The following is an 18,249-nucleotide window of genomic DNA, read 5'->3' as shown; positions in this document are numbered from 1 at the left end:
TTTTAGATTACAAAATAATAAGCCAATCCTACCAAGCTTCCCAATACCGCTCCAGAAATGACTTCTGCTAAGGTATGTCTTTTTAATATAATTCTTGTAATGCCGATGATAATTGATAAAATTATCCAAAATATTCCCCAAGGCAAGCTGAATTTTAAAAATAAAAATGCAACAAAAAGATTCAGAGAAGTGTGCATTGAGCTTTTAATAAAGAAGTTGCTAATCTGCATCAAAATCAACAATATCAAAAGAAAAAAAACAGTCGTGTCTTTGTTTCCGTTTCTAAAAAATTCGTAGGCTAGATAAATCGCGCAAAGGATGACAATGACGATGTACAGGCTGTTTCGCTGCTTTCTGTTAGATACATCCATGTTGGTGTAATGTCCTTTTTTGACGTTCCAAACTATCCAAATTACAACTGGTATAACGAGGATAAAAAGAATAGGGAAGAAATTGGTGACGTCGAGATTACTCGCATGTGGCGTATAGGTGAGAACAATATAATAGATGATTAACGATACAATCGGATTGAAAAAATTCGATATAACTTTTGAAATTTTTATTAAAAGCGAATCCGAAGTTGGGTTGTCTGTCATTTTTTAAAATAAAGATTATGTTGCAATTTACATTTTAGAAATTTAAAATAAATCATCTTTTAGTTAATAAATTTTATCGATAGCGGCTAGATATTAATTTAAGCATAACACTATTAATAACTAAAGATATTTTCTTATTTTTGCTAAATATTTCGAAATCATATGAAAGAATTTTCCAAAGAGATTTACCTTAAATGGTACGAGGATATGACGATGTGGAGAAGGTTTGAAGACAAATGCCGTTCTCTTTACTTAAAACAAAAAATCAGAGGTTTTTTACATTTATATAACGGACAAGAGGCAATTCCTGCAGGTTTTACTCATGCTATGGATTTATCAAAAGATAGTATGATAACAGCTTATCGTTGTCATATTCATCCAATGGCAATGGGCGTTGATCCTAAAAGAATCCTTGCCGAACTTTGTGGTAAAGCTACTGGTACGTCAAAAGGTATGGGTGGATCGATGCATATTTTCAGCAAAGAACATCGTTTTTATGGAGGTCACGGTATTGTAGGTGGACAAATTCCTTTGGGAGCAGGTATCGCTTTTGCAGATAAATATTTTGACAGAAAAGCTGTTAACATTTGTTTTATGGGAGATGGTGCAGTACGTCAAGGTGCTTTGCATGAGACTTTCAATATGGCAATGAACTGGAAACTTCCTGTAGTTTTCGTTTGTGAAAACAACCAATACGCAATGGGTACGTCTGTTAAAAGAACAGCTAACCACGAAGATATTTACAAATTAGGTTTAGGTTACGAAATGCCTTGTTTGCCGATTGATGCGATGGATCCTGAGAAAGTTGCAGAAGCTGCTTTTGAAGCGATTGAAAGAGCAAGACGTGGCGATGGACCAACTTTTATCGAAGCTAGAACTTACCGTTACAGAGGTCACTCTATGTCTGATGCTGAGCCTTACAGAAGTAAAGACGAAGTTGCAGAACACAAAAAAGATGATCCAATCGAGATTGTAAAACACAGACTTTTAGAAAACAATTGGGCTACAGAAGCAGAGTTGGAAACTATTGACGAAAAATCTAGAGCTTTTGTTGATGAATGTGTTGAGTTCATGGAGAATTCTCCGTATCCAGATTTGTCACAAGTTTACGATTTCGTATATGCGACGCCGGATTATCCATTCTTAGATAAATTAGAAAATAACTAAAATTATTAATTTGGGATTTGATGTTTGACTTTCCATGAATTTCAAATCTCGAATCTCGAATCTCAAATCAATAAAAATATATGGCTGAAGTAATCACAATGCCTCGTCTGTCGGATACGATGACAGAAGGAAAAGTTTCCAAATGGCACAAGAAAGTTGGAGACGCAGTTAAAGAAGGCGATATCTTAGCAGAAATTGAAACTGATAAAGCCGTTCAGGATTTTGAATCTGAATTTAACGGAACTTTATTATATATCGGTGTTGAAGAAGGTGCACAAGCGCCAGTTGACAATGTTTTAGCAATTATCGGTAACCAAGGAGAAGATATTTCTAGTCTTATTGGTGGTGGATCATCAGCGGTGGCTGCAGAAGTTAAAGTTGAGGAAGAAAGTAAAACTCAAAATGAGTCAACACCAGTTGAGAATGCACCAGTTGTTGAGGCTGCAATGCCAGAAGGTGTAGAAGTTATCACAATGCCAAGACTTTCTGATACAATGACAGAAGGTAAAGTTGCTAAATGGCAAAAAGCTGTTGGTGATGCTGTTAAAGAAGGTGATATCCTTGCAGAAATCGAAACAGATAAAGCGGTTCAAGATTTTGAATCTGAGTTCAACGGAACTTTATTATACCAAGGTGTTGCCGAAGGTGACGCTGCGGAAGTTGATAAGATTTTAGCAATTATCGGACCTGTGGGAACTGATGTTTCTGCAGTTGTTGCAGGAGGTGGAAAGCCTGCTGCTGCGCCAGCGCAAACGACGCAAGCACAAGCTTCAACAACTCCAGCTTCAACAACATCAACAGAAGTTGCTCCAGTACAAGCTGCTGCTAATGGAGAGCGTGTTCATATCTCGCCTTTAGCTAAAAAAATGGCTGAGGATAAAGGTATAGATCTTCAATCAGTACAAGGTTCTGGTGAAGGTGGTCGTATTGTTAAGAAAGATATTGAAAACTATCAAGCACCGGCGCAAGCTGCTACCACTGCAGATGCTCCGAAAGTTGTTGCTGCACCAGCGCTTAATTTCACTCCAGGTGAAGATACAGAAACTGTAAATTCTCAAGTTAGAAATATTATTGCAAAACGCCTTGCTGAAAGTAAATTCACGGCGCCGCATTATTATCTAATGGTTGAGATTAATATGGATAAAGCGATCCAAGCGCGTAAAGAAATCAACAGCATTCCAGATACGAAAGTATCTTTCAATGATATGATTATCAAAGCGACTGCGATGGCACTTAGAAAGCATCCGCAAGTTAACTCATCTTGGGCTGGTGATAAGATTATCCACCACGGTAATATCAACGTTGGTGTTGCGGTTGCAATTCCTGACGGATTGGTTGTTCCGGTTCTTAAGAATGCAGATTATATGAATTATAATCAAATCTCTGCTTCGGTTAAAGATATGGCTTCTAGAGCGAAAAGTAAAGGTCTTAAAGCTAACGAAATGGAAGGTTCTACTTTCTCAGTTTCTAACCTTGGAATGTTTGGTATTGAGACATTTACGTCAATTATTAACCAACCAAATTCAGCTATTCTTTCTGTTGGTGCGATTATCGAAAAACCAATTGTTAAAGACGGACAAATCGTTGTTGGTAACACGATGAAGTTATCGCTTGCATGTGACCACAGAGTAGTGGACGGTGCAACTGGTGCTGAGTTCTTACAAACTTTAAGATTGTATTTAGAAAATCCACTTTCTCTTTTATTAGGTTAAAATGTAGATTTCTAAATCTTTATGATATAAATCCTCCTGAATTTCGGGAGGATTTTTTTTTAGATTTTAGAAAAAGAATATCTTTGCAAAATGAAAAAATTCCTGCTCCCATTAGTTGTATTAATCAGTGTTTTTGGAAAAGCGCAAGACAAAGAGAATCTTTCTGGTTTTAACATGGTGTCTTTCACTTATAAGTTTGCACCAGAATGGATGGCTTACGCTGAATTTCAAACGCGATCAATAGAAGATTACACTTATATCGATTACTACGAAGCTAAAGGAGGAGTTGGCTATAATATTAATAAAAATAACCAAGCTTTCATAGGCGTTGGTCGATACGGAACTTACAAAAATCACAAAATTTCTCAAGAAGAGCATCGCGTTTGGTTACAATATACACTAACTAATCGTATCAAAAGTTTAAAACTTGATCACAGATTAAGAGCTGAGCAACGTTTTTTTCATAATTCGATTACAGATGTCAACACCAATACGCAACGTTTTCGTTATCGTCTAAGTGGGACTTTACCATTAAATAATACTAAAGTACAGTCAGGAACCGTTTTTGCCAACGCTTTCGAAGAAGTTTTTGTCGGTCCCGAAGATAAATTCTTCAAGCGTAGTCGTACTTTCGGCGGAATTGGTTATCAGTTTAATGATAATATGAATGCTACCGCAGGTTATATGTTCCAGAGAGAATTTGCTTCTAAAGGAAACACCAACCTACATTTCTTATATTTTGCACTCAACTTTACCATCGATCCATCGGATGACGAAAAAGACATCCATATCCCAATGGCCGATTAATAGGTACTTGTTAAATATTGATAAGCTTTCAAATATTTGTTAAGACGTTTTAGATCTTTCGCTTCGATAGGACGAGTGAAACGTCTCAAATCCATATTATCTTTAAGATCATTGATTTTTACTTTAACCGCAAGTGGATTTTGCTCTATTCTTTTAACAAAATCTTCATAAGGTTCATTAAGTTCTGGATCTTCGGATTCGCGCTTGGTAAGGCATTCTACGGCATCGATAATATATTGTGGAAATCCTTGTTCCAAAAGATATTCGAACGAAAATTCTGGATGATCTTCCACAACGTCGTGTAATGCGCCAACAATTTTTTCGTCGATAGTTTTTCCTGCTTCCATAACGCGGAAAACGTGTCCTAGATAAGGCGCATCGTATTTGTCGGTTTGTTTTTTGTGCGCTTTTTGTGCGATTTTAATCGCTTTATATAATAATTGAATATCTGCCATTTGGGATTTTTGACTATTTGTCGGATTTTTCTTTTAAATCTTTTATGTTCAAGTTGGGAGTTGTTAACTCGATTTGTTTTTGTTTTTTTAAACTTGAATAATTTTCAGATTTAGGTTTCTTATTTAACATTTTGTATTGCGATGCTTTTGCAGAATCTATGTTTTTATAAAAAGGATTACTATTGGACAATTTCGGAGATTTAGTAAAAGGTTTCGCTTCCAAAATCTTTACAGAATCTTTTTTTGGTGTTTCTTGTGCAGCAATTGTTACGCCTATTCCTATAAATATAAAAGTTAGAATCGTTTTCATCACGTTCGGTTTTAAAAAGTAAATTTAAAAAAATGAATGTCGCGACAAAGATTTTTTTCGAAAATTTATCAACAAAAAAAGCCATCATTTCTGATAGCTTAATTTTTTCTAAAAAGTTTGATTTTGACCAAACCTAAAATTTATTGCTTACTATAAAGAATGTAATAATTGTTATTAAATTCCCCGGTATTATTCGATTTCAAATCTGTGGTTTGCCATTTGTACGTTGGTGTAATTATTTCGCCAGAAGCTAATCTTAGAGGCATTTTAAAATCTTTAACCGTATGTGTCCAACGGTAACTTAATTTATTATTTTCTTGTTTATATTCCAAAGTTGGGATATAAGTTGTTCTTAAATATTGGTCAAAAATCGTTGATAAATCCATCCCTGATTTTTGACTAAAATAATCTTCAACTTGCTTTCCTGTAACTGTTTGATGATAAAAATCTTTGTTAAGTCCTCTCAAAATTTGACGAAATTTTTCATCATTATTTATCACTTGACGAATCGTATGTAACATGTTTGCACCTTTATAATACATATCGCCGCTGCCTTCATTTCTAACGCCATAAGTTCCAATAATAGGAGTGTCATTATGGATATTTTTTCGAGTTCCAGTCACATATTTATTGGCATCTTCTTTTCCAAAAAGGCTTTCTGTGTACAAGGTTTCTGAGTAACTTGTAAAAGCCTCATGAATCCACATATCCGCTTGATCTTTTGCCGTAATATTGTTTGCGAACCATTCGTGTCCAGTTTCGTGAATGATGATAAAATCCCACTTAAGTCCAACACCAGAGCCCGAAAGATCGCGACCTAGATAACCGTTTTCAAATTTATTACCATAAGCGACGTTACTTTGATGTTCCATCCCAAGATGCGGCGATTCAACCAATTTGTAAGAATCTTCGTAGAAAGGATAAGCGCCAAACCAATATTCAAAGGACTTCATCATCGGTTTAACTTGTGCAAATTGCTTTTTAGCTTTGTCAAGATTGTAATCCAAAACCCAATAATCAAGGTCTAATTTTCCCTTTTCGCCATCAAAAGTTTCTTTAAAATTGACGTATTTTCCAATCGACGGAATGATAGAATAAGCGTTAATCGGATTTTTGACTTCCCACAGATAAGACTTTTTGTTACCAAGTGTTTTAGTCTCAACTAATCGGCCGTTGGCAACGCCAACTAAATCTTTCGGTGTAGTGATTTTAAAACTAATACCATTGTCAGGTTCGTCGCTCCAGATGTCCTTACATGGCAACCAGATACTTGCACCAATACCTTCATCGGCAGCAGTCATCCAAGGATTTCCGTTTTTATCTTTTTCAAAAACCCAACCGCCATCCCAAGGTGCTTTTTTGGCAACAACAGGATTTCCTTCAAAAGTGACAACGAAATTTAGCTTTTCACCTTTCTTAAATTTTCTATTCGTTTTAATAAAAATGAAATCGTCTTCTTGTTGATATTTTGCTTTTTTGTCGAAGCTAGCAACAAGTTTTGCGACTTTCATTGGCTTTTGCAAATCGATTTGGAAGGTTGGATTAACTACATCTTTTGTAATTTCAAAAGAGATTTTGTTAGTTCCTGCGATACTTCTATTTTCAAAATTTGCTTCTAGATTAATGTCATATTTTTTTACGTCCCAAAAATTTCGGAATTCGGTATCAGAACCTTTTAAGGTATCTTGTTTTGTAAAAGTTTGAGCAGTAAGACTTAACGATACAAAACTTAATAATAGCGTGACTTTCTTCATAGTTTTAAAAAATAAATTGTCCCAAAGACAGGATAAAGTTACAAATCATTTTTCATTTTTAACACTAATAAATTTTGTTAAAAGATGATTAAATTGTCTTATGACAAGTGCATCGAATATTCTAAAAGACTAAATTTGATTTAATAATTTCAAATAATAATTAAACTTTTAAAAATGGGAAAACTAACAATATCAGCAGAAATCAATAAGCCGGTTGACCAAGTTTGGGAAGCTTATAACGATCCAAAAGATATCGTGAATTGGAATTTTGCACACGAATCTTGGTCTTGTCCAAGTTCCGAAAACGATTTAAAAGTTGGTGGAAAATTCAAAAACAGAATGGAAGCCAAAGATGGAAGTTTTGGATTTGATTTTGAAGGCGTCTATGACGATGTTAGACCTTTAGAATTAATAAAATACCACATGGAAGACGGTCGCGAAGTGGAAACAAATTTTAAAGCTTTGAGTCTTAATAAAACAGAAATCTTGGTGAAATTTGATCCAGAAACTCAAAATCCAGAAGATATGCAATTGCAAGGCTGGCAGGCGATTCTTAACAGTTTTAAAAATTATGCAGAGACAAAACTATAACTAAATCTAAAATCTAAACTTATGACTAATCCAAATATTTTTCCTTGTTTTTGGTTCAACGGCAATGCAAGTGAAGCAGCAAAAATATATGCAGAAGTTTTTCCAAATTCGCATGTTAGTGTAGATTCGCCAATGGTTGTTAATGTTGATTTAAATGGTCAAAAATTAATGTTATTAAATGGTGGACCGATGTTTCAGCCAAATCCTAGTATTTCGATTATGGTGATGTGCGAAACGGACGAAGAAGTCGAGAATTACTACAATAAATTATCGTCTGATGGTAAGGTTTTAATGGAATTAAATTCTTATCCGTGGAGTGAAAAATATGCGTGGATTAACGATAAATTCGGTGTAAGTTGGCAGTTCTACAAAGGTGATAAAATGGAACAAAAGTATATCCCAACCTTTATGTTTATTCAACAAAATAATGGGAAATGTCGCGAAGCAATGAATTTTTATGTATCAAATTTTCCAAATTCTGAAATCAATGGAATAATGGAACATCCTCAAAATTCTGGAGATTTAGCAGGAATGGTGGCACATGCGCAATTTACAATCGACAATTATGCTTTGTATGCGATGGATGGTGGCACGACGCATGACTTCAATTTCACCGAAGGCGTTTCTATGGTCGTTATGACGAATGACCAAACAGAAACCGATAAATATTGGAATGCTTTTACAGAAAATGGTGGTCAAGAAAGTCAATGCGGTTGGTTGAAAGATAAATATGGTGTAAGCTGGCAAATTGTGCCACATCGATTGATTGAATTGATGAGCGATCCTAATCATGAAAAAGCGCAAAAAGTAGTTGAAGCGATGCTAAAGATGAAGAAGATTATCGTTGCTGATTTGGAAACAGCTTATAATTCTTGAAAATATTTTTGAATTATGAATTATGAATTATGAATTATGAATTATGAATTATTTTCACTAACCACTAACCACTAACCACTAACCACTAATCACTAATCACAATATCACATTATGAATATCAACGAAATTTACATCAATCTCCCAATAAAAGATGTTGAGAAAACAAAGGCTTTTTGGAAAGCTTTAGGCTTTGAAATTAATCCTCACGTAACTGATGAAAAGGCGGTTTGTGTGATTCTTAAAGAAGAACTTATTAATGTTATGTTTTTAACCGAAGAGTTTTTCGAAACATTTTCCGAAAGACCAGTTCCCAAGGGTGATACAACCCAAGTTTTGGTCGCAATTAGTCTTAACAGTCGCGAAGAAGTGGATAAAGTCGTAAATGCCGCACTTGCTAACGGCGCGCATCAACATGAAGAAGCTCAGGATCATGGTTGGATGTATCAAAACTCGTTTTGGGATATCAACGGACATGGTTGGAATGTAGTTTTTTCAGATCCATCAAAGTTTCCGCAGTAATATTTTTTTTTAACGCTAAAAATCTTGTCATAGGAAAAGTGATTTTGATTTGAGAAGACATAATTTTATTCAAAAGATTAAACATGGAAAATACAGCACTAGAATTTTTAAAAATTCAACTTGCTTTTAATGATAATGTTCTAAATAAAAATCTTGAGGAAGTCAGTAATGAAGAAGCTTTAATTTTTCCCAACGGAAATGTGAACTGCGCGAATTGGGTTCTTGGTCATCTTATTTTTATTAGAAATTCTTTGATTAAAGTTTTGGGAGGTAATGCCGTATGGGAAGACAAAGATTTTTTCTTTTATAACAGAGGAGAGAAGCCATTAGAACATAAAGATAAATTCATTGGTTTTGAAACTTTACGTTCCTATTATAAAGATTCTCAAAATGAGTTGCAACGAGTTGTGGCAAAACCTGAAAATAGCAATCATGCAAGTATCCAAGATCTTGCTGGATTAATGCTTCACGAAATTTATCATAGCGGACAAATAGGAACTTTACGCCGATTATTAGGGAAGGAGGGCGCAATAAAATAAAAAAATAGAATAATGAAAATCTTTAAAACAATTGTATTCGTCCTGTTTGCATTAATGTTTATAAATGCGGGACTTGATAAATTTTTGCATTACATGCCAATTCCGCCAATGAGCGCAGAATTACAAAAAGTAGGAGAGGCAATAGGTACTGTAAAATGGATTATTCCACTAACAGGTTTTATTGAATTGATTTCGGGAATTCTCATCTTATTTCCAAGAACAAGAACTTTGGGCGCATTGATGATTTTTCCTGTTTTAATCGGCATTCTCGCACACAACGCTACATTCATGCCTGAAGGTTTGGTGATTTCTGGGATTCTTTTCTTGATAGAAATTTGGATTTTAATTGATAATAAAGAAAAGATAAAATATCTTTTAAGTTAATTTTTAAAACAAAAAATTATGGAAGATTTAAAATACAGTATCACGATTGATGCGCCAAAAGAAAAAGTTTGGGATGTCCTTTGGAATCCCGAAACCTACAACCAATGGACAACTTTCTTCTCGCCAACGTCGTCGTTTAAAACAGATTGGAAAGTTGGTGGCGAAACAAGATTTGTTGATATGAATAGCGGTAACGGAATGTATAGCTCTATCAAAGAATTACAAGAAAATGAATTGGTGAATTTCGTTCATCTTGGAATGATAAAGGACGGAATTATTGATACTAAATCTGATGAAGTTAAAGATTGGGCAGGAATTACAGAGCGATATGAGTTGATTGAAAATAACGGTAAAACTCAACTAAATGTTGAAACCCAAACCAGTGAAGATTATGTAGATTTTATGAATCAAGGTTTTGAAAAAGGCTTAAATAAAGTAAAAGAACTATCAGAAAAATAAAATTATGGATACACCAAAATCAAGAAAATTAGATATCATTATTCCTGCTTACAGAATGCATTCTCAAAGTTTTTTGAATCTTCTAGACGGAATTTCTGAAGAAGATGCTTTGAAGAGAATCGATGATAAAACAAACCATTTTATTTGGATGGCAGGTAATTTCGTAAACATGAGATACAGCACCGCTTGGGTTCTTGGAATTAGAGAAGAAGATCCGAACAGCGATTTGTTTTTTCAAGGAAAAGCTTTGAATCCAGAAGCAAAATACCCAACATTAGAAGAATTAAAAAAGAATTTCCATCATATTTCGCCTTTGTTGTACAATAAATTGCTAGAGGCTTCAGACGAAGAATTAGACGAAATTTTTGAAATCGGAATGAAAATACCGTTCATCACAGAAAACAAACTCAATTTCATCGGAATGTGCATCGGTAGAGAAGATTATCTCTGCGGACAAATGGGATTAATGCGAAAACTTCTTGGCTACGAAGGAATGAAGTACGATGTTGATGAAAATATTAGGTATTAGAAGTTAGAAATTAGAAGTTAGATTCGAGAGCCAAGAATCAAGAACCAAGGAAAAAGAAAAAAGAGACAAGTAAAAAGGAGAAAGAACCAAGATTTTAACTTTAAACCTCAAACTTTCAACAAAAAACAAAAGAAACAAAAAAACAAAACACCAAAAACAAAATCAATTATGCCAAAATTAAATTCATACCTCAATTTTGATGGTCAAGCTGAAGAAGCATTCAATTTTTATAAATCAGTTTTCGGAGGAGAGTTCGCAGGTGAAATTCACAGAATGGGAAACGCTCCAGGAACAGAAAATTTATCAGAAGATTCTAAAAAACGTGTGATGCACATTGCGTTGCCGATTGGTGGCGACCTTTTGATGGGTTCGGATATTATTCCAGAATTCGGACAAACGTTAGCGAAGGGAAATAACAATTATATTTCTATTTTCCCAGATTCTCGAGAAGATGCAGATCGCCTTTTCAAAGGACTTTCAGCTGGCGGAACAATAGAAATGCCATTGGAAGACCAATTCTGGGGCGATTATTTTGGATGTTTCCAAGATAAATTCGGAATCGGTTGGATGATAAATTATAATGACGAAAACCTAAAATAAATTTTAATATGGAAATTATAAAAACAAATCCAGTATGCTGGTTCGAGATTTATGTTCAAGATATGAGCAGAGCTCAAAAATTTTATGAGGAAATTTTGCAAAAGAAAATGATGCAAATGACAGATCCTACAGACGAAAGTATGAATATGGTTGGCTTCCCAATGGAAGGCGATAACGATGAGTTGCTTCCTGGTTGTTCTGGCGCTTTAGTCCAAATGCAAGGCGTGCCAAGCGGCGGAAATAGCACAATTGTATATTTTACTTGTTAAGATTGCAGTATGGAAGAAAGTAGAGTAGAAGCTGCAGGAGGAAAAGTTTTTAAACCAAAAATGGGAATCGGTGAATTCGGATTTATGTCTTTGATTACCGATACAGAAGGAAATATGGTGGGACTTCATTCTTTGAAGTAACATTACAAAAATTAAAAATATCTAGAAACGAAGGGAAATCTCTCTTCGTTTTTTTATTTTTGTACTAGAATTAAAATGAAGAACTATTATTATTTTTTAGGTGTTAGCGAAGATGCTTCCGCAGAGGACATTAAAAAGGCTTATCGAAAATTGTCGATGAAGTATCATCCTGATAAAAATGATAATGATGAGTTTTTTGAATTGCGTTTTCGCGAAGTTCAGGAAGCTTACGAAGTTTTGATTGATGTGGATAGACGCAAATCTTACGACAACCAATTTAATTCAGTTCAAAGAAATATAAAGTCGACGCTACCTCCGAAGATTCAGAAGTTTCATTCAGATAAAATTCGTGCGCGTGTTGGTGATGAGATTAGATTATATTGGCAGACTTACGATGCTGACTTGGTGAAGATTATTCCATTTGGACTAGAAAAAGTTAATGGAGAAAGACGTTTTAAGATTACACAATTTGATAGCCAAGGAAAGTTCCAGTTGTTGTTACATGCGACCAATACGGCGATTCATAAAACTGTTGTGCAAGCCATTACTATTACACAATTAGAAGTTGGAGAGCTTGATGAAGAACCTCAGGTTAAAGAACGTCTTAATAATAGGAGAGAAGAACATCATCCTAGACCAACGAGTTCTCCGTTATTTAGAAGAGATAAGCGGTTTTTAGCTTATAGAATTAAAGTTGTAACAATTGTTCTGTTAATTGCTTTTATTCTGTTGGTACTAAAAAAAGTTTTTGCTTTGTTCTAAGCCATTTTGGCTCTACCAGGGCATTTTTTGCAACGTTTCCCTTTTTTAAATTTTTTGCAACAATTCTTTTTTTCGCAATACAATTCGGTATTGTTAGAAAATGCTGGCGTCAAAGCTGGAATTTTAAAAGCAATAATTGGCTGATTCATACTGCAAATATAAATTAATTTAGAATAATTACAAACAATATTTTTAATAATTCTAAATTAGTCTTTCGGATTTGAATATTTTATAAGTTTTATCAATTGTTGCGATTGCTAATATGTCATGAATAATAGGCTTTGTAATTTCTGTTATTTATCGTAAATTTACGCTCATTAATATTTGATAATTCCTAATAAAAAGTATAAATGAATACACAGCAGTTTGTGAACCGTCACATAAGCCTGAACGACGCTGATAAAGCGGCAATGTTAAAAAGAATAGGCGTTGATTCTGTAGAACAACTTATTTCGCAAACCATTCCAGATGCTATTAGACTAGAAAAAGACCTTGATATTTCGGCGCCACTTTCGGAGTACGAAATGTTATTGCATTCTAAAGATTTGGCATCTCAAAATACAATGTTTGACAATTACATTGGATTTGGATATTTTAATACAATTTTGCCATCGGCTATCCAAAGAAACATTTTGGAAAATCCGTCTTGGTACACAGCTTACACGCCATACCAAGCTGAGATCGCACAAGGACGTCTAGAAGCTTTGCTTAATTTCCAAACGGTTGTTTGCGATTTAACAGGGTTCCAATTGGCAAATGCATCATTATTGGATGAGTCAACTGCCGCTGCTGAAGCGATGCACATGTTCTATAACAACAGAACTAAAGATCAAAAGAAAGCCAATGCTAACAAGTTTTTTGTTTCGGATTTGGTGTTACCACAAACGATCTCGGTTCTTAAAACTAAAGCAGAAGGTTTAGAAATTGAGCTTATCGTTGGTAATTTTGAAGAGCACCAACTTAACGACTCTTATTACGGTGTGCTTTTACAATATCCAGGAAAAAATGGAGTTGTTATCGATTACACAGAAAAAATTGCTGAATACAAAAACTTAGATCTTCAAGTGGTTGTTGCTTGTGATCCAATGGCTTTGGTGAAACTAAAATCTCCTGCTTCTATGGGCGCAGATTGTGCGGTTGGTACGACACAACGTTTCGGAATTCCGATGGGTTATGGTGGTCCACACGCCGCTTTCTTTGCTTGTAAAGAAGATTATAAAAGAGATATTCCTGGACGTATTATTGGGGTTTCTCAAGATATGTACGGAAGACGTGCGCTTCGTATGGCTTTACAAACGAGAGAGCAACATATTAAAAGAGAAAAAGCAACATCTAACATTTGTACAGCACAAGTATTGCTAGCGGTTATGGCTGGTATGTACGCTGTGTATCATGGTCCAAAAGGTTTAGATTTTATCGCAAATCAAATTCATTACAAAGCAAATGCTCTTCGCGATGCGCTTAAAGTTTTAGGTTATGATGTTGTTGCTGAACCAGTATTTGATACGGTTAAATTTAGAATTCATGAGGAAGAGAAAGCATCTTTAAAGATGTTAATGCTTGATCAAAAAATTAACCTTAACTACTTTACACAAGGTTTCATCAGTATTTCAATCAACGAAACTTCTACAATTGATAAACTTCAAAAATTGGTAGAAGCTTTTGCTAGTTTTAAAGGTAAACAAGCTTACCAATTAGAATTAAAAGAGGAAATCACGATTCCTGCTGATATGCTTAGAAATGATGAAATCCTTAAAGAAGAGGTTTTCAATAAATATCATACAGAGACAGAATTGATGCGTTACATTAAGCGTCTAGAGCGTAAAGATTTATCATTGACGCATTCGATGATTTCTTTAGGTTCTTGTACAATGAAGTTAAATGCAGCGACGCAAATGATTCCTTTATCTTGGGGAGAATGGGGAAGTGTTCATCCATTTGTACCAAGAGAGCAAGCTGGAGGTTATCAAAAATTAATTAAAGAATTAGAAAAAGATTTAGCAGAAATTACAGGTTTTGCAGGAACTTCTCTTCAACCAAACTCTGGTGCGCAAGGTGAATATGCAGGATTAATGGTAATTCGCGAATATCATAAATCTAGAGGTGAACTTCACAGAAATGTTGTGGTTATCCCTCAATCTGCACACGGTACTAACCCAGCATCGGCTGCAATGGCAGGAATGAAAATCGTTGTTGTTAAAAATTTAGAAAACGGAGAAATCGATTTCGAAGATCTAAAAGCTAAAGTAGAGCAACATTCAGAAAACCTTTCTGCGATTATGATTACGTATCCATCGACTTATGGTTTCTTTGATAAAAACGTAAAAGAAATTACAGATCTTATTCACCAACACGGTGGACAAGTCTATATGGATGGTGCAAACATGAATGCGCAAGTTGGCTACACAAGTCCAGGTAATATTGGTGCTGACGTTTGCCACCTTAACTTGCACAAGACTTTCGCTATTCCTCACGGTGGTGGTGGTCCTGGTGTTGGTCCAATCTGTGTTGCTGAGCATTTAGTACGATTCTTGCCAAGCAATGCGAACATCCAAACTGGTGGTAAAGAGGCTATTGACGCAATTTCTGCAGCACCTTACGGATCAGGTTTAATCCTAAACATTTCGTATGCTTACATCAAATTGTTAGGAACTTCAGGGCTTATGAAAGCGACTGAACACGCGATTCTTAACGCTAATTATCTTAAAGAAATTCTTGCAGATCACTTCCCAATTTTATATTCAAATGAGCACGGAAGAGTAGCGCATGAGTGTATCGTAGATTTCCGTCAGTTCAAAGCTTTAGGAATTGAAGTGGCAGATGTTGCAAAACGATTGATGGATTACGGATTCCACGCGCCAACAGTGAGTTTCCCAGTTGCTGGAACTTTGATGATCGAACCAACAGAATCTGAATCTAAGTCGGAAATTGACAGATTTGCCGAAGCTTTAATCTCTATTAAACAAGAGATTGACGAGATTGCAAATGGTGAAGCTGATAAAGAAAATAACGTGTTGAAAAATGCGCCTCACACAGAGCAAGTGATTATTTCTGACGCTTGGGACAAACCTTACGGAAGAGAAAAAGCAGCTTATCCATTAGATTGGGTACGCGATCACAAATTCTTCGCAACAGTTTCTAGAATTGATGAAGCTTACGGAGACAGAAATTTAGTTTGTACTTGTGAGCCAATCGAAGCTTATATGTAATTAATTTTTCTCAACGAAAAATTTAGATATTAACAGCAGCAAATTTAGTTTTGCTGCTGTTTTTTTATGATTAAATATTATCTTTAAAATCAATTATTGTAATAAATGCTAAAACGAAATTTTTCACTTGATAAGCTCCTAAAAGATCCACTATTTTGGAGCATTTTACTATTGAATCTTTTCGTCGTTTTTCGTTATGGAAGTAATATTGAGTTTCTGTACAATCTTGTTGTTATTCAGATTATCCAAACTTTTTGTTTGATTGTTGCGCATTATTTTTTAATCCGAAATACACCGATTAAGTATCTCAAAAAGAAATACAGACTCAACAGAACCCGTAAGAAAACTGACAAGAACAGAAAAGAATTTGGATCTTACATCGACAAAGACGAAACGGGAGATTCGATTTTTGCTGCAATTTTTTTAATAATGGGATGCTTTGTCAGTGTTTTCATGTTAGCCATTTTTTATGCATTTAATCTTTGGAAAAATGAAGGGGAGTTTGTTTTTCAATGGTCCGATTTATTGTCTTCATTTTGGGCAATCGCAAACGGAATTTTGTATTATCAAAACAACAAAAAACGCTTAACATATTCTAATGCAAGCGCTTCAGATCTTATTGCAATACCGTTTTTTAAGTTTTATATTCCGTTGTTCGCAATGTTGTCTGGTTATATTTTGGTAATGAAAGTTGTCGGCGATATTATTAGTTTTATCCTTTCAAATCCTAAATATTGGGAAAATATGGAAGAGGAAAATGAAGTTTAATTTTAAGCCAAAGCCTCATTCAAAAACTGATTAAATGGATAAATTTCTTTAAAAATCTTAACAGCTTTCCCAACAAAATTTTTATCTAAAACTTCTTCATCCGTCAATTGATGAAAAACCGTGAACTGCTTGTATTTAAGATAATCCGCCATCGGATCTTCTTTGTCAAATCCTTGTGGAGCCTTAACCAATCGATCACCACGAAGTTCTAGATTTTTCTTAAAGCTTTTGTTATTTAAAATATTCAAAAATTCCTCGGATTCGCCACTTATTTTTTGTCTAAGTAATTTAAGATTAGCCGTTTCGGTCATGTAAACGCCGCCAGCTAAAAAAGATTGACCAGGTTGTAGATGGATATAATAACCAGCGTGACTCAGCGTTTTAGTTCCTTTTTCTGCTAAAGAAGCGCCCATATTGGTTTTGTAAGGTGTTTTATCTTTCGAAAATCGCGTGTCTTTGTATATTCTGAAAACACAACTTTTAGCTTCCAATTTTTGAACGCTACTGTCAAAATTTGAAATCCCTTGAATAATATCATCAACAACTGTAATGAAATTCTGTTGCGCTTCAACGTACAAATTTTTATTTTCATTAAACCAATCGCGGTTGTTATTGATTTCAAGCTTTGAAAGAAAATTTAAAGTCGTGGTTTTAATCTGGTTTTCCATCTTTAATATTTTTTATAAAATTAAATGTTTTAAAAATTAGATTGACTTTTTATCGAATTTTTTACAGCATTTCGTTATTGAATTTTTTTTTAAAACTAGGCAATAAAAAAGAGGACTAAAAATCCTCTTTTTCTATTATGTTTTTAAAATCTTCGATTGTGTCTTCAATATTTTTGAGATACTTGCCGCCTGATGCGTTAATGTGACCACCACCATTAAAATACTTTCTAGCAAACTGATTGGTGTCAACATCATCTTTAGAACGGAACGAAATTTTAATAAAATCTTCATACAAATCTTCCATAAAGAAAGCCGCCATTTTGGTTCCAGCGATGCTTAAACCATAATTAACGAAACCTTCTGTATCGCCTTTTTCGAAACCTAGAGATTTTAACTCTTCGCGTTTTAGCCAAAGTATTGCAACTTTGCCATCTTTTACAACTTCGATGCGTCCCAAAACTAGAGACAAAAGATTAAGCCTCGAAATGGTATTGTTGTCCCAAGTGTTACTCGTAATTTTTGCAGGATCTGCACCTTTTTCGATGAGGTTGGCAACAATTCGGTGTGTCGTAGCACTTGTAGATCGGAATCTAAAACCGCCAGTGTCTGTCATAATTCCTGTGTAAAGACATTCCGCGATATCTTGATTAACGGCATTTTCTTCTCCTAAAGCTTCGATGAAATGATAAACCATCTGGCAAGTTGCAGGGACGCTAGTATCAGAATATACATAATCAAAATTCTCTGGCATTTGATGATGATCGATAAGGATTTTTTTAGCGTGTGATTTTCTTACCCATTCTCCAATAACGCCAGCTCGCGCAGTAGCATTATAATCAAGACAAAATACAACATCTGCGTTGTACAGAGCTTCTCCAGCTATTTTTCGCTTATACTCGCTGATAACAATTTTCTTTGCGTCGGGCATCCATTTTAGGAATTTTGGAAAATCGTTGGGTGTAAGAACCGTTGCTTCGATACCTTTAGTTTTTAAAAAATGATAAAGTCCAAGGCTAGAACCCACCGCGTCGCCGTCAGGATTATGATGCGTCGTGATAACGATGTTGTGGTCTGGTGTTAATAGTTTTGTGATTTCAGAAAGTTCTTGAGGACTAAACATGTTTTAAAATTCTA

General features: G+C 34.8%; 22 protein-coding genes. 16 read left to right on the top strand and 6 right to left on the bottom strand.

The annotated features are described in order from the left end of the window. Positions 1-2 precede the first annotated feature (2 nt). Complete coding sequence (locus tag B5X62_RS00665) at positions 3-596, bottom strand: ABC transporter permease (RefSeq protein WP_079665469.1); 594 nt, start codon at positions 594-596, stop codon at positions 3-5. 162 nt (positions 597-758) lie between these two features. Here B5X62_RS00665 and pdhA point away from each other — a divergent pair, with 162 nt between their 5' ends. From pdhA to B5X62_RS00650, 3 genes are all read left to right on the top strand, one after another. Further along, a complete protein-coding gene (pdhA, locus tag B5X62_RS00660) occupies positions 759-1,763 on the top strand; it encodes a pyruvate dehydrogenase (acetyl-transferring) E1 component subunit alpha (RefSeq protein ID WP_079665468.1) in 1,005 nt (334 codons plus the stop codon). Between the two features lie 80 nt (positions 1,764-1,843). After that, positions 1,844-3,475 (top strand): pyruvate dehydrogenase complex dihydrolipoamide acetyltransferase, encoded by a 1,632-nt coding sequence (locus B5X62_RS00655; protein WP_079665467.1) that lies wholly within the window; start codon positions 1,844-1,846, stop codon positions 3,473-3,475. 90 nt (positions 3,476-3,565) lie between these two features. Beyond that, on the top strand, positions 3,566-4,282 hold the full coding sequence (locus B5X62_RS00650; RefSeq protein ID WP_079665466.1) for a DUF2490 domain-containing protein: 717 nt from the start codon (positions 3,566-3,568) through the stop codon (positions 4,280-4,282). On the opposite strand, the gene B5X62_RS00645 is transcribed toward B5X62_RS00650, so the two are convergent. From B5X62_RS00645 to B5X62_RS00635, 3 genes are all read right to left on the bottom strand, one after another. Further along, positions 4,279-4,737, bottom strand: coding sequence for a phosphohydrolase (locus tag B5X62_RS00645; RefSeq protein ID WP_079665465.1), 459 nt, complete (start codon positions 4,735-4,737; stop codon positions 4,279-4,281). The genes B5X62_RS00650 and B5X62_RS00645 overlap by 4 nt on opposite strands. Positions 4,738-4,750: 13 nt before the next feature. Then, positions 4,751-5,047, bottom strand: coding sequence for a hypothetical protein (locus tag B5X62_RS00640; RefSeq protein WP_079665464.1), 297 nt, complete (start codon positions 5,045-5,047; stop codon positions 4,751-4,753). A 140-nt stretch (positions 5,048-5,187) separates the two neighbouring features. Next, the gene (locus B5X62_RS00635) at positions 5,188-6,801 is read right to left on the bottom strand and encodes a M1 family metallopeptidase (protein WP_079665463.1); all 1,614 of its coding nucleotides are present in this window, start codon (positions 6,799-6,801) and stop codon (positions 5,188-5,190) included. A 174-nt stretch (positions 6,802-6,975) separates the two neighbouring features. Between B5X62_RS00635 and B5X62_RS00630 the strand changes: the two genes are divergently transcribed. From B5X62_RS00630 to B5X62_RS00575, 13 genes are all read left to right on the top strand, one after another. After that, the gene (locus B5X62_RS00630; protein ID WP_079665462.1) at positions 6,976-7,392 is read left to right on the top strand and encodes an SRPBCC family protein; all 417 of its coding nucleotides are present in this window, start codon (positions 6,976-6,978) and stop codon (positions 7,390-7,392) included. 21 nt (positions 7,393-7,413) lie between these two features. Then, entirely contained in the window at positions 7,414-8,268 is an 855-nt protein-coding gene (locus B5X62_RS00625) for a VOC family protein (RefSeq protein ID WP_079665461.1), read from the top strand. 111 nt (positions 8,269-8,379) lie between these two features. Continuing rightward, positions 8,380-8,787 (top strand): VOC family protein, encoded by a 408-nt coding sequence (locus tag B5X62_RS00620; protein WP_079665460.1) that lies wholly within the window; start codon positions 8,380-8,382, stop codon positions 8,785-8,787. A gap of 83 nt (positions 8,788-8,870) precedes the next feature. Next, positions 8,871-9,326, top strand: a complete 456-nt coding sequence (locus B5X62_RS00615; protein WP_079665459.1) for a DinB family protein — start codon at positions 8,871-8,873, stop codon at positions 9,324-9,326. 12 nt (positions 9,327-9,338) lie between these two features. Next, the gene (locus tag B5X62_RS00610) at positions 9,339-9,710 is read left to right on the top strand and encodes a MauE/DoxX family redox-associated membrane protein (protein WP_079665458.1); all 372 of its coding nucleotides are present in this window, start codon (positions 9,339-9,341) and stop codon (positions 9,708-9,710) included. Between the two features lie 18 nt (positions 9,711-9,728). Continuing rightward, on the top strand, positions 9,729-10,169 hold the full coding sequence (locus tag B5X62_RS00605) for an SRPBCC family protein (protein ID WP_079665457.1): 441 nt from the start codon (positions 9,729-9,731) through the stop codon (positions 10,167-10,169). 4 nt (positions 10,170-10,173) lie between these two features. Beyond that, positions 10,174-10,698 (top strand): hypothetical protein, encoded by a 525-nt coding sequence (locus B5X62_RS00600; RefSeq protein WP_079665456.1) that lies wholly within the window; start codon positions 10,174-10,176, stop codon positions 10,696-10,698. A gap of 168 nt (positions 10,699-10,866) precedes the next feature. Continuing rightward, positions 10,867-11,298 (top strand): VOC family protein, encoded by a 432-nt coding sequence (locus tag B5X62_RS00595; protein ID WP_079665455.1) that lies wholly within the window; start codon positions 10,867-10,869, stop codon positions 11,296-11,298. Positions 11,299-11,306: 8 nt separating this feature from the next. Continuing rightward, a complete protein-coding gene (locus tag B5X62_RS15640) occupies positions 11,307-11,567 on the top strand; it encodes a VOC family protein (protein WP_245797099.1) in 261 nt (86 codons plus the stop codon). Between the two features lie 9 nt (positions 11,568-11,576). Further along, positions 11,577-11,708 (top strand): VOC family protein, encoded by a 132-nt coding sequence (locus B5X62_RS15710; protein WP_262507643.1) that lies wholly within the window; start codon positions 11,577-11,579, stop codon positions 11,706-11,708. Between the two features lie 75 nt (positions 11,709-11,783). Beyond that, positions 11,784-12,470, top strand: a complete 687-nt coding sequence (locus tag B5X62_RS00585) for a J domain-containing protein (protein WP_079665454.1) — start codon at positions 11,784-11,786, stop codon at positions 12,468-12,470. A gap of 350 nt (positions 12,471-12,820) precedes the next feature. Further along, complete coding sequence (gcvP, locus tag B5X62_RS00580; RefSeq protein WP_079665453.1) at positions 12,821-15,679, top strand: aminomethyl-transferring glycine dehydrogenase; 2,859 nt, start codon at positions 12,821-12,823, stop codon at positions 15,677-15,679. A 105-nt stretch (positions 15,680-15,784) separates the two neighbouring features. Then, complete coding sequence (locus B5X62_RS00575; protein ID WP_079665452.1) at positions 15,785-16,447, top strand: hypothetical protein; 663 nt, start codon at positions 15,785-15,787, stop codon at positions 16,445-16,447. Positions 16,448-16,449: 2 nt separating this feature from the next. Here the strand turns inward: B5X62_RS00575 and B5X62_RS00570 are convergent, their stop codons facing one another. Both B5X62_RS00570 and B5X62_RS00565 read right to left on the bottom strand, forming a co-directional pair. Continuing rightward, positions 16,450-17,115: a DUF2461 domain-containing protein gene (locus B5X62_RS00570; RefSeq protein WP_079665451.1), complete on the bottom strand. Its 666-nt coding sequence runs from the start codon at positions 17,113-17,115 to the stop codon at positions 16,450-16,452. 115 nt (positions 17,116-17,230) lie between these two features. Then, a complete protein-coding gene (locus tag B5X62_RS00565) occupies positions 17,231-18,235 on the bottom strand; it encodes a DHH family phosphoesterase (RefSeq protein ID WP_079665450.1) in 1,005 nt (334 codons plus the stop codon). Positions 18,236-18,249: the final 14 nt, after the last annotated feature.

Origin of the sequence: Soonwooa buanensis, from assembly GCF_900167905.1 — a bacterium.
GTDB lineage: Bacteria > Bacteroidota > Bacteroidia > Flavobacteriales > Weeksellaceae > Soonwooa > Soonwooa buanensis.
This window is presented reverse-complemented; position numbering and strand designations above follow the sequence as displayed.

Excerpts from the sequence above, each read along its gene's own strand:
- B5X62_RS00610 (WP_079665458.1), top strand. The coding sequence starts at position 9,339 with ATGAAAATCTTTAAAACAATTGTATTCGTCCTGTTTGCATTAATGTTT.
- B5X62_RS15710 (WP_262507643.1), top strand. The coding sequence starts at position 11,577 with ATGGAAGAAAGTAGAGTAGAAGCTGCAGGAGGAAAAGTTTTTAAACCA.
- B5X62_RS00630 (WP_079665462.1), top strand. The coding sequence starts at position 6,976 with ATGGGAAAACTAACAATATCAGCAGAAATCAATAAGCCGGTTGACCAA.
- B5X62_RS15640 (WP_245797099.1), top strand. The coding sequence starts at position 11,307 with ATGGAAATTATAAAAACAAATCCAGTATGCTGGTTCGAGATTTATGTT.
- B5X62_RS00595 (WP_079665455.1), top strand. The coding sequence starts at position 10,867 with ATGCCAAAATTAAATTCATACCTCAATTTTGATGGTCAAGCTGAAGAA.
- B5X62_RS00665 (WP_079665469.1), bottom strand. The coding sequence starts at position 596 with ATGACAGACAACCCAACTTCGGATTCGCTTTTAATAAAAATTTCAAAA.
- B5X62_RS00635 (WP_079665463.1), bottom strand. The coding sequence starts at position 6,801 with ATGAAGAAAGTCACGCTATTATTAAGTTTTGTATCGTTAAGTCTTACT.
- B5X62_RS00575 (WP_079665452.1), top strand. The coding sequence starts at position 15,785 with ATGCTAAAACGAAATTTTTCACTTGATAAGCTCCTAAAAGATCCACTA.
- B5X62_RS00620 (WP_079665460.1), top strand. The coding sequence starts at position 8,380 with ATGAATATCAACGAAATTTACATCAATCTCCCAATAAAAGATGTTGAG.
- B5X62_RS00600 (WP_079665456.1), top strand. The coding sequence starts at position 10,174 with ATGGATACACCAAAATCAAGAAAATTAGATATCATTATTCCTGCTTAC.
- B5X62_RS00605 (WP_079665457.1), top strand. The coding sequence starts at position 9,729 with ATGGAAGATTTAAAATACAGTATCACGATTGATGCGCCAAAAGAAAAA.
- B5X62_RS00565 (WP_079665450.1), bottom strand. The coding sequence starts at position 18,235 with ATGTTTAGTCCTCAAGAACTTTCTGAAATCACAAAACTATTAACACCA.
- pdhA (WP_079665468.1), top strand. The coding sequence starts at position 759 with ATGAAAGAATTTTCCAAAGAGATTTACCTTAAATGGTACGAGGATATG.
- B5X62_RS00650 (WP_079665466.1), top strand. The coding sequence starts at position 3,566 with ATGAAAAAATTCCTGCTCCCATTAGTTGTATTAATCAGTGTTTTTGGA.
- B5X62_RS00640 (WP_079665464.1), bottom strand. The coding sequence starts at position 5,047 with ATGAAAACGATTCTAACTTTTATATTTATAGGAATAGGCGTAACAATT.
- B5X62_RS00625 (WP_079665461.1), top strand. The coding sequence starts at position 7,414 with ATGACTAATCCAAATATTTTTCCTTGTTTTTGGTTCAACGGCAATGCA.
- B5X62_RS00585 (WP_079665454.1), top strand. The coding sequence starts at position 11,784 with ATGAAGAACTATTATTATTTTTTAGGTGTTAGCGAAGATGCTTCCGCA.
- B5X62_RS00645 (WP_079665465.1), bottom strand. The coding sequence starts at position 4,737 with ATGGCAGATATTCAATTATTATATAAAGCGATTAAAATCGCACAAAAA.
- B5X62_RS00655 (WP_079665467.1), top strand. The coding sequence starts at position 1,844 with ATGGCTGAAGTAATCACAATGCCTCGTCTGTCGGATACGATGACAGAA.
- B5X62_RS00615 (WP_079665459.1), top strand. The coding sequence starts at position 8,871 with ATGGAAAATACAGCACTAGAATTTTTAAAAATTCAACTTGCTTTTAAT.
- B5X62_RS00570 (WP_079665451.1), bottom strand. The coding sequence starts at position 17,115 with ATGGAAAACCAGATTAAAACCACGACTTTAAATTTTCTTTCAAAGCTT.
- gcvP (WP_079665453.1), top strand. The coding sequence starts at position 12,821 with ATGAATACACAGCAGTTTGTGAACCGTCACATAAGCCTGAACGACGCT.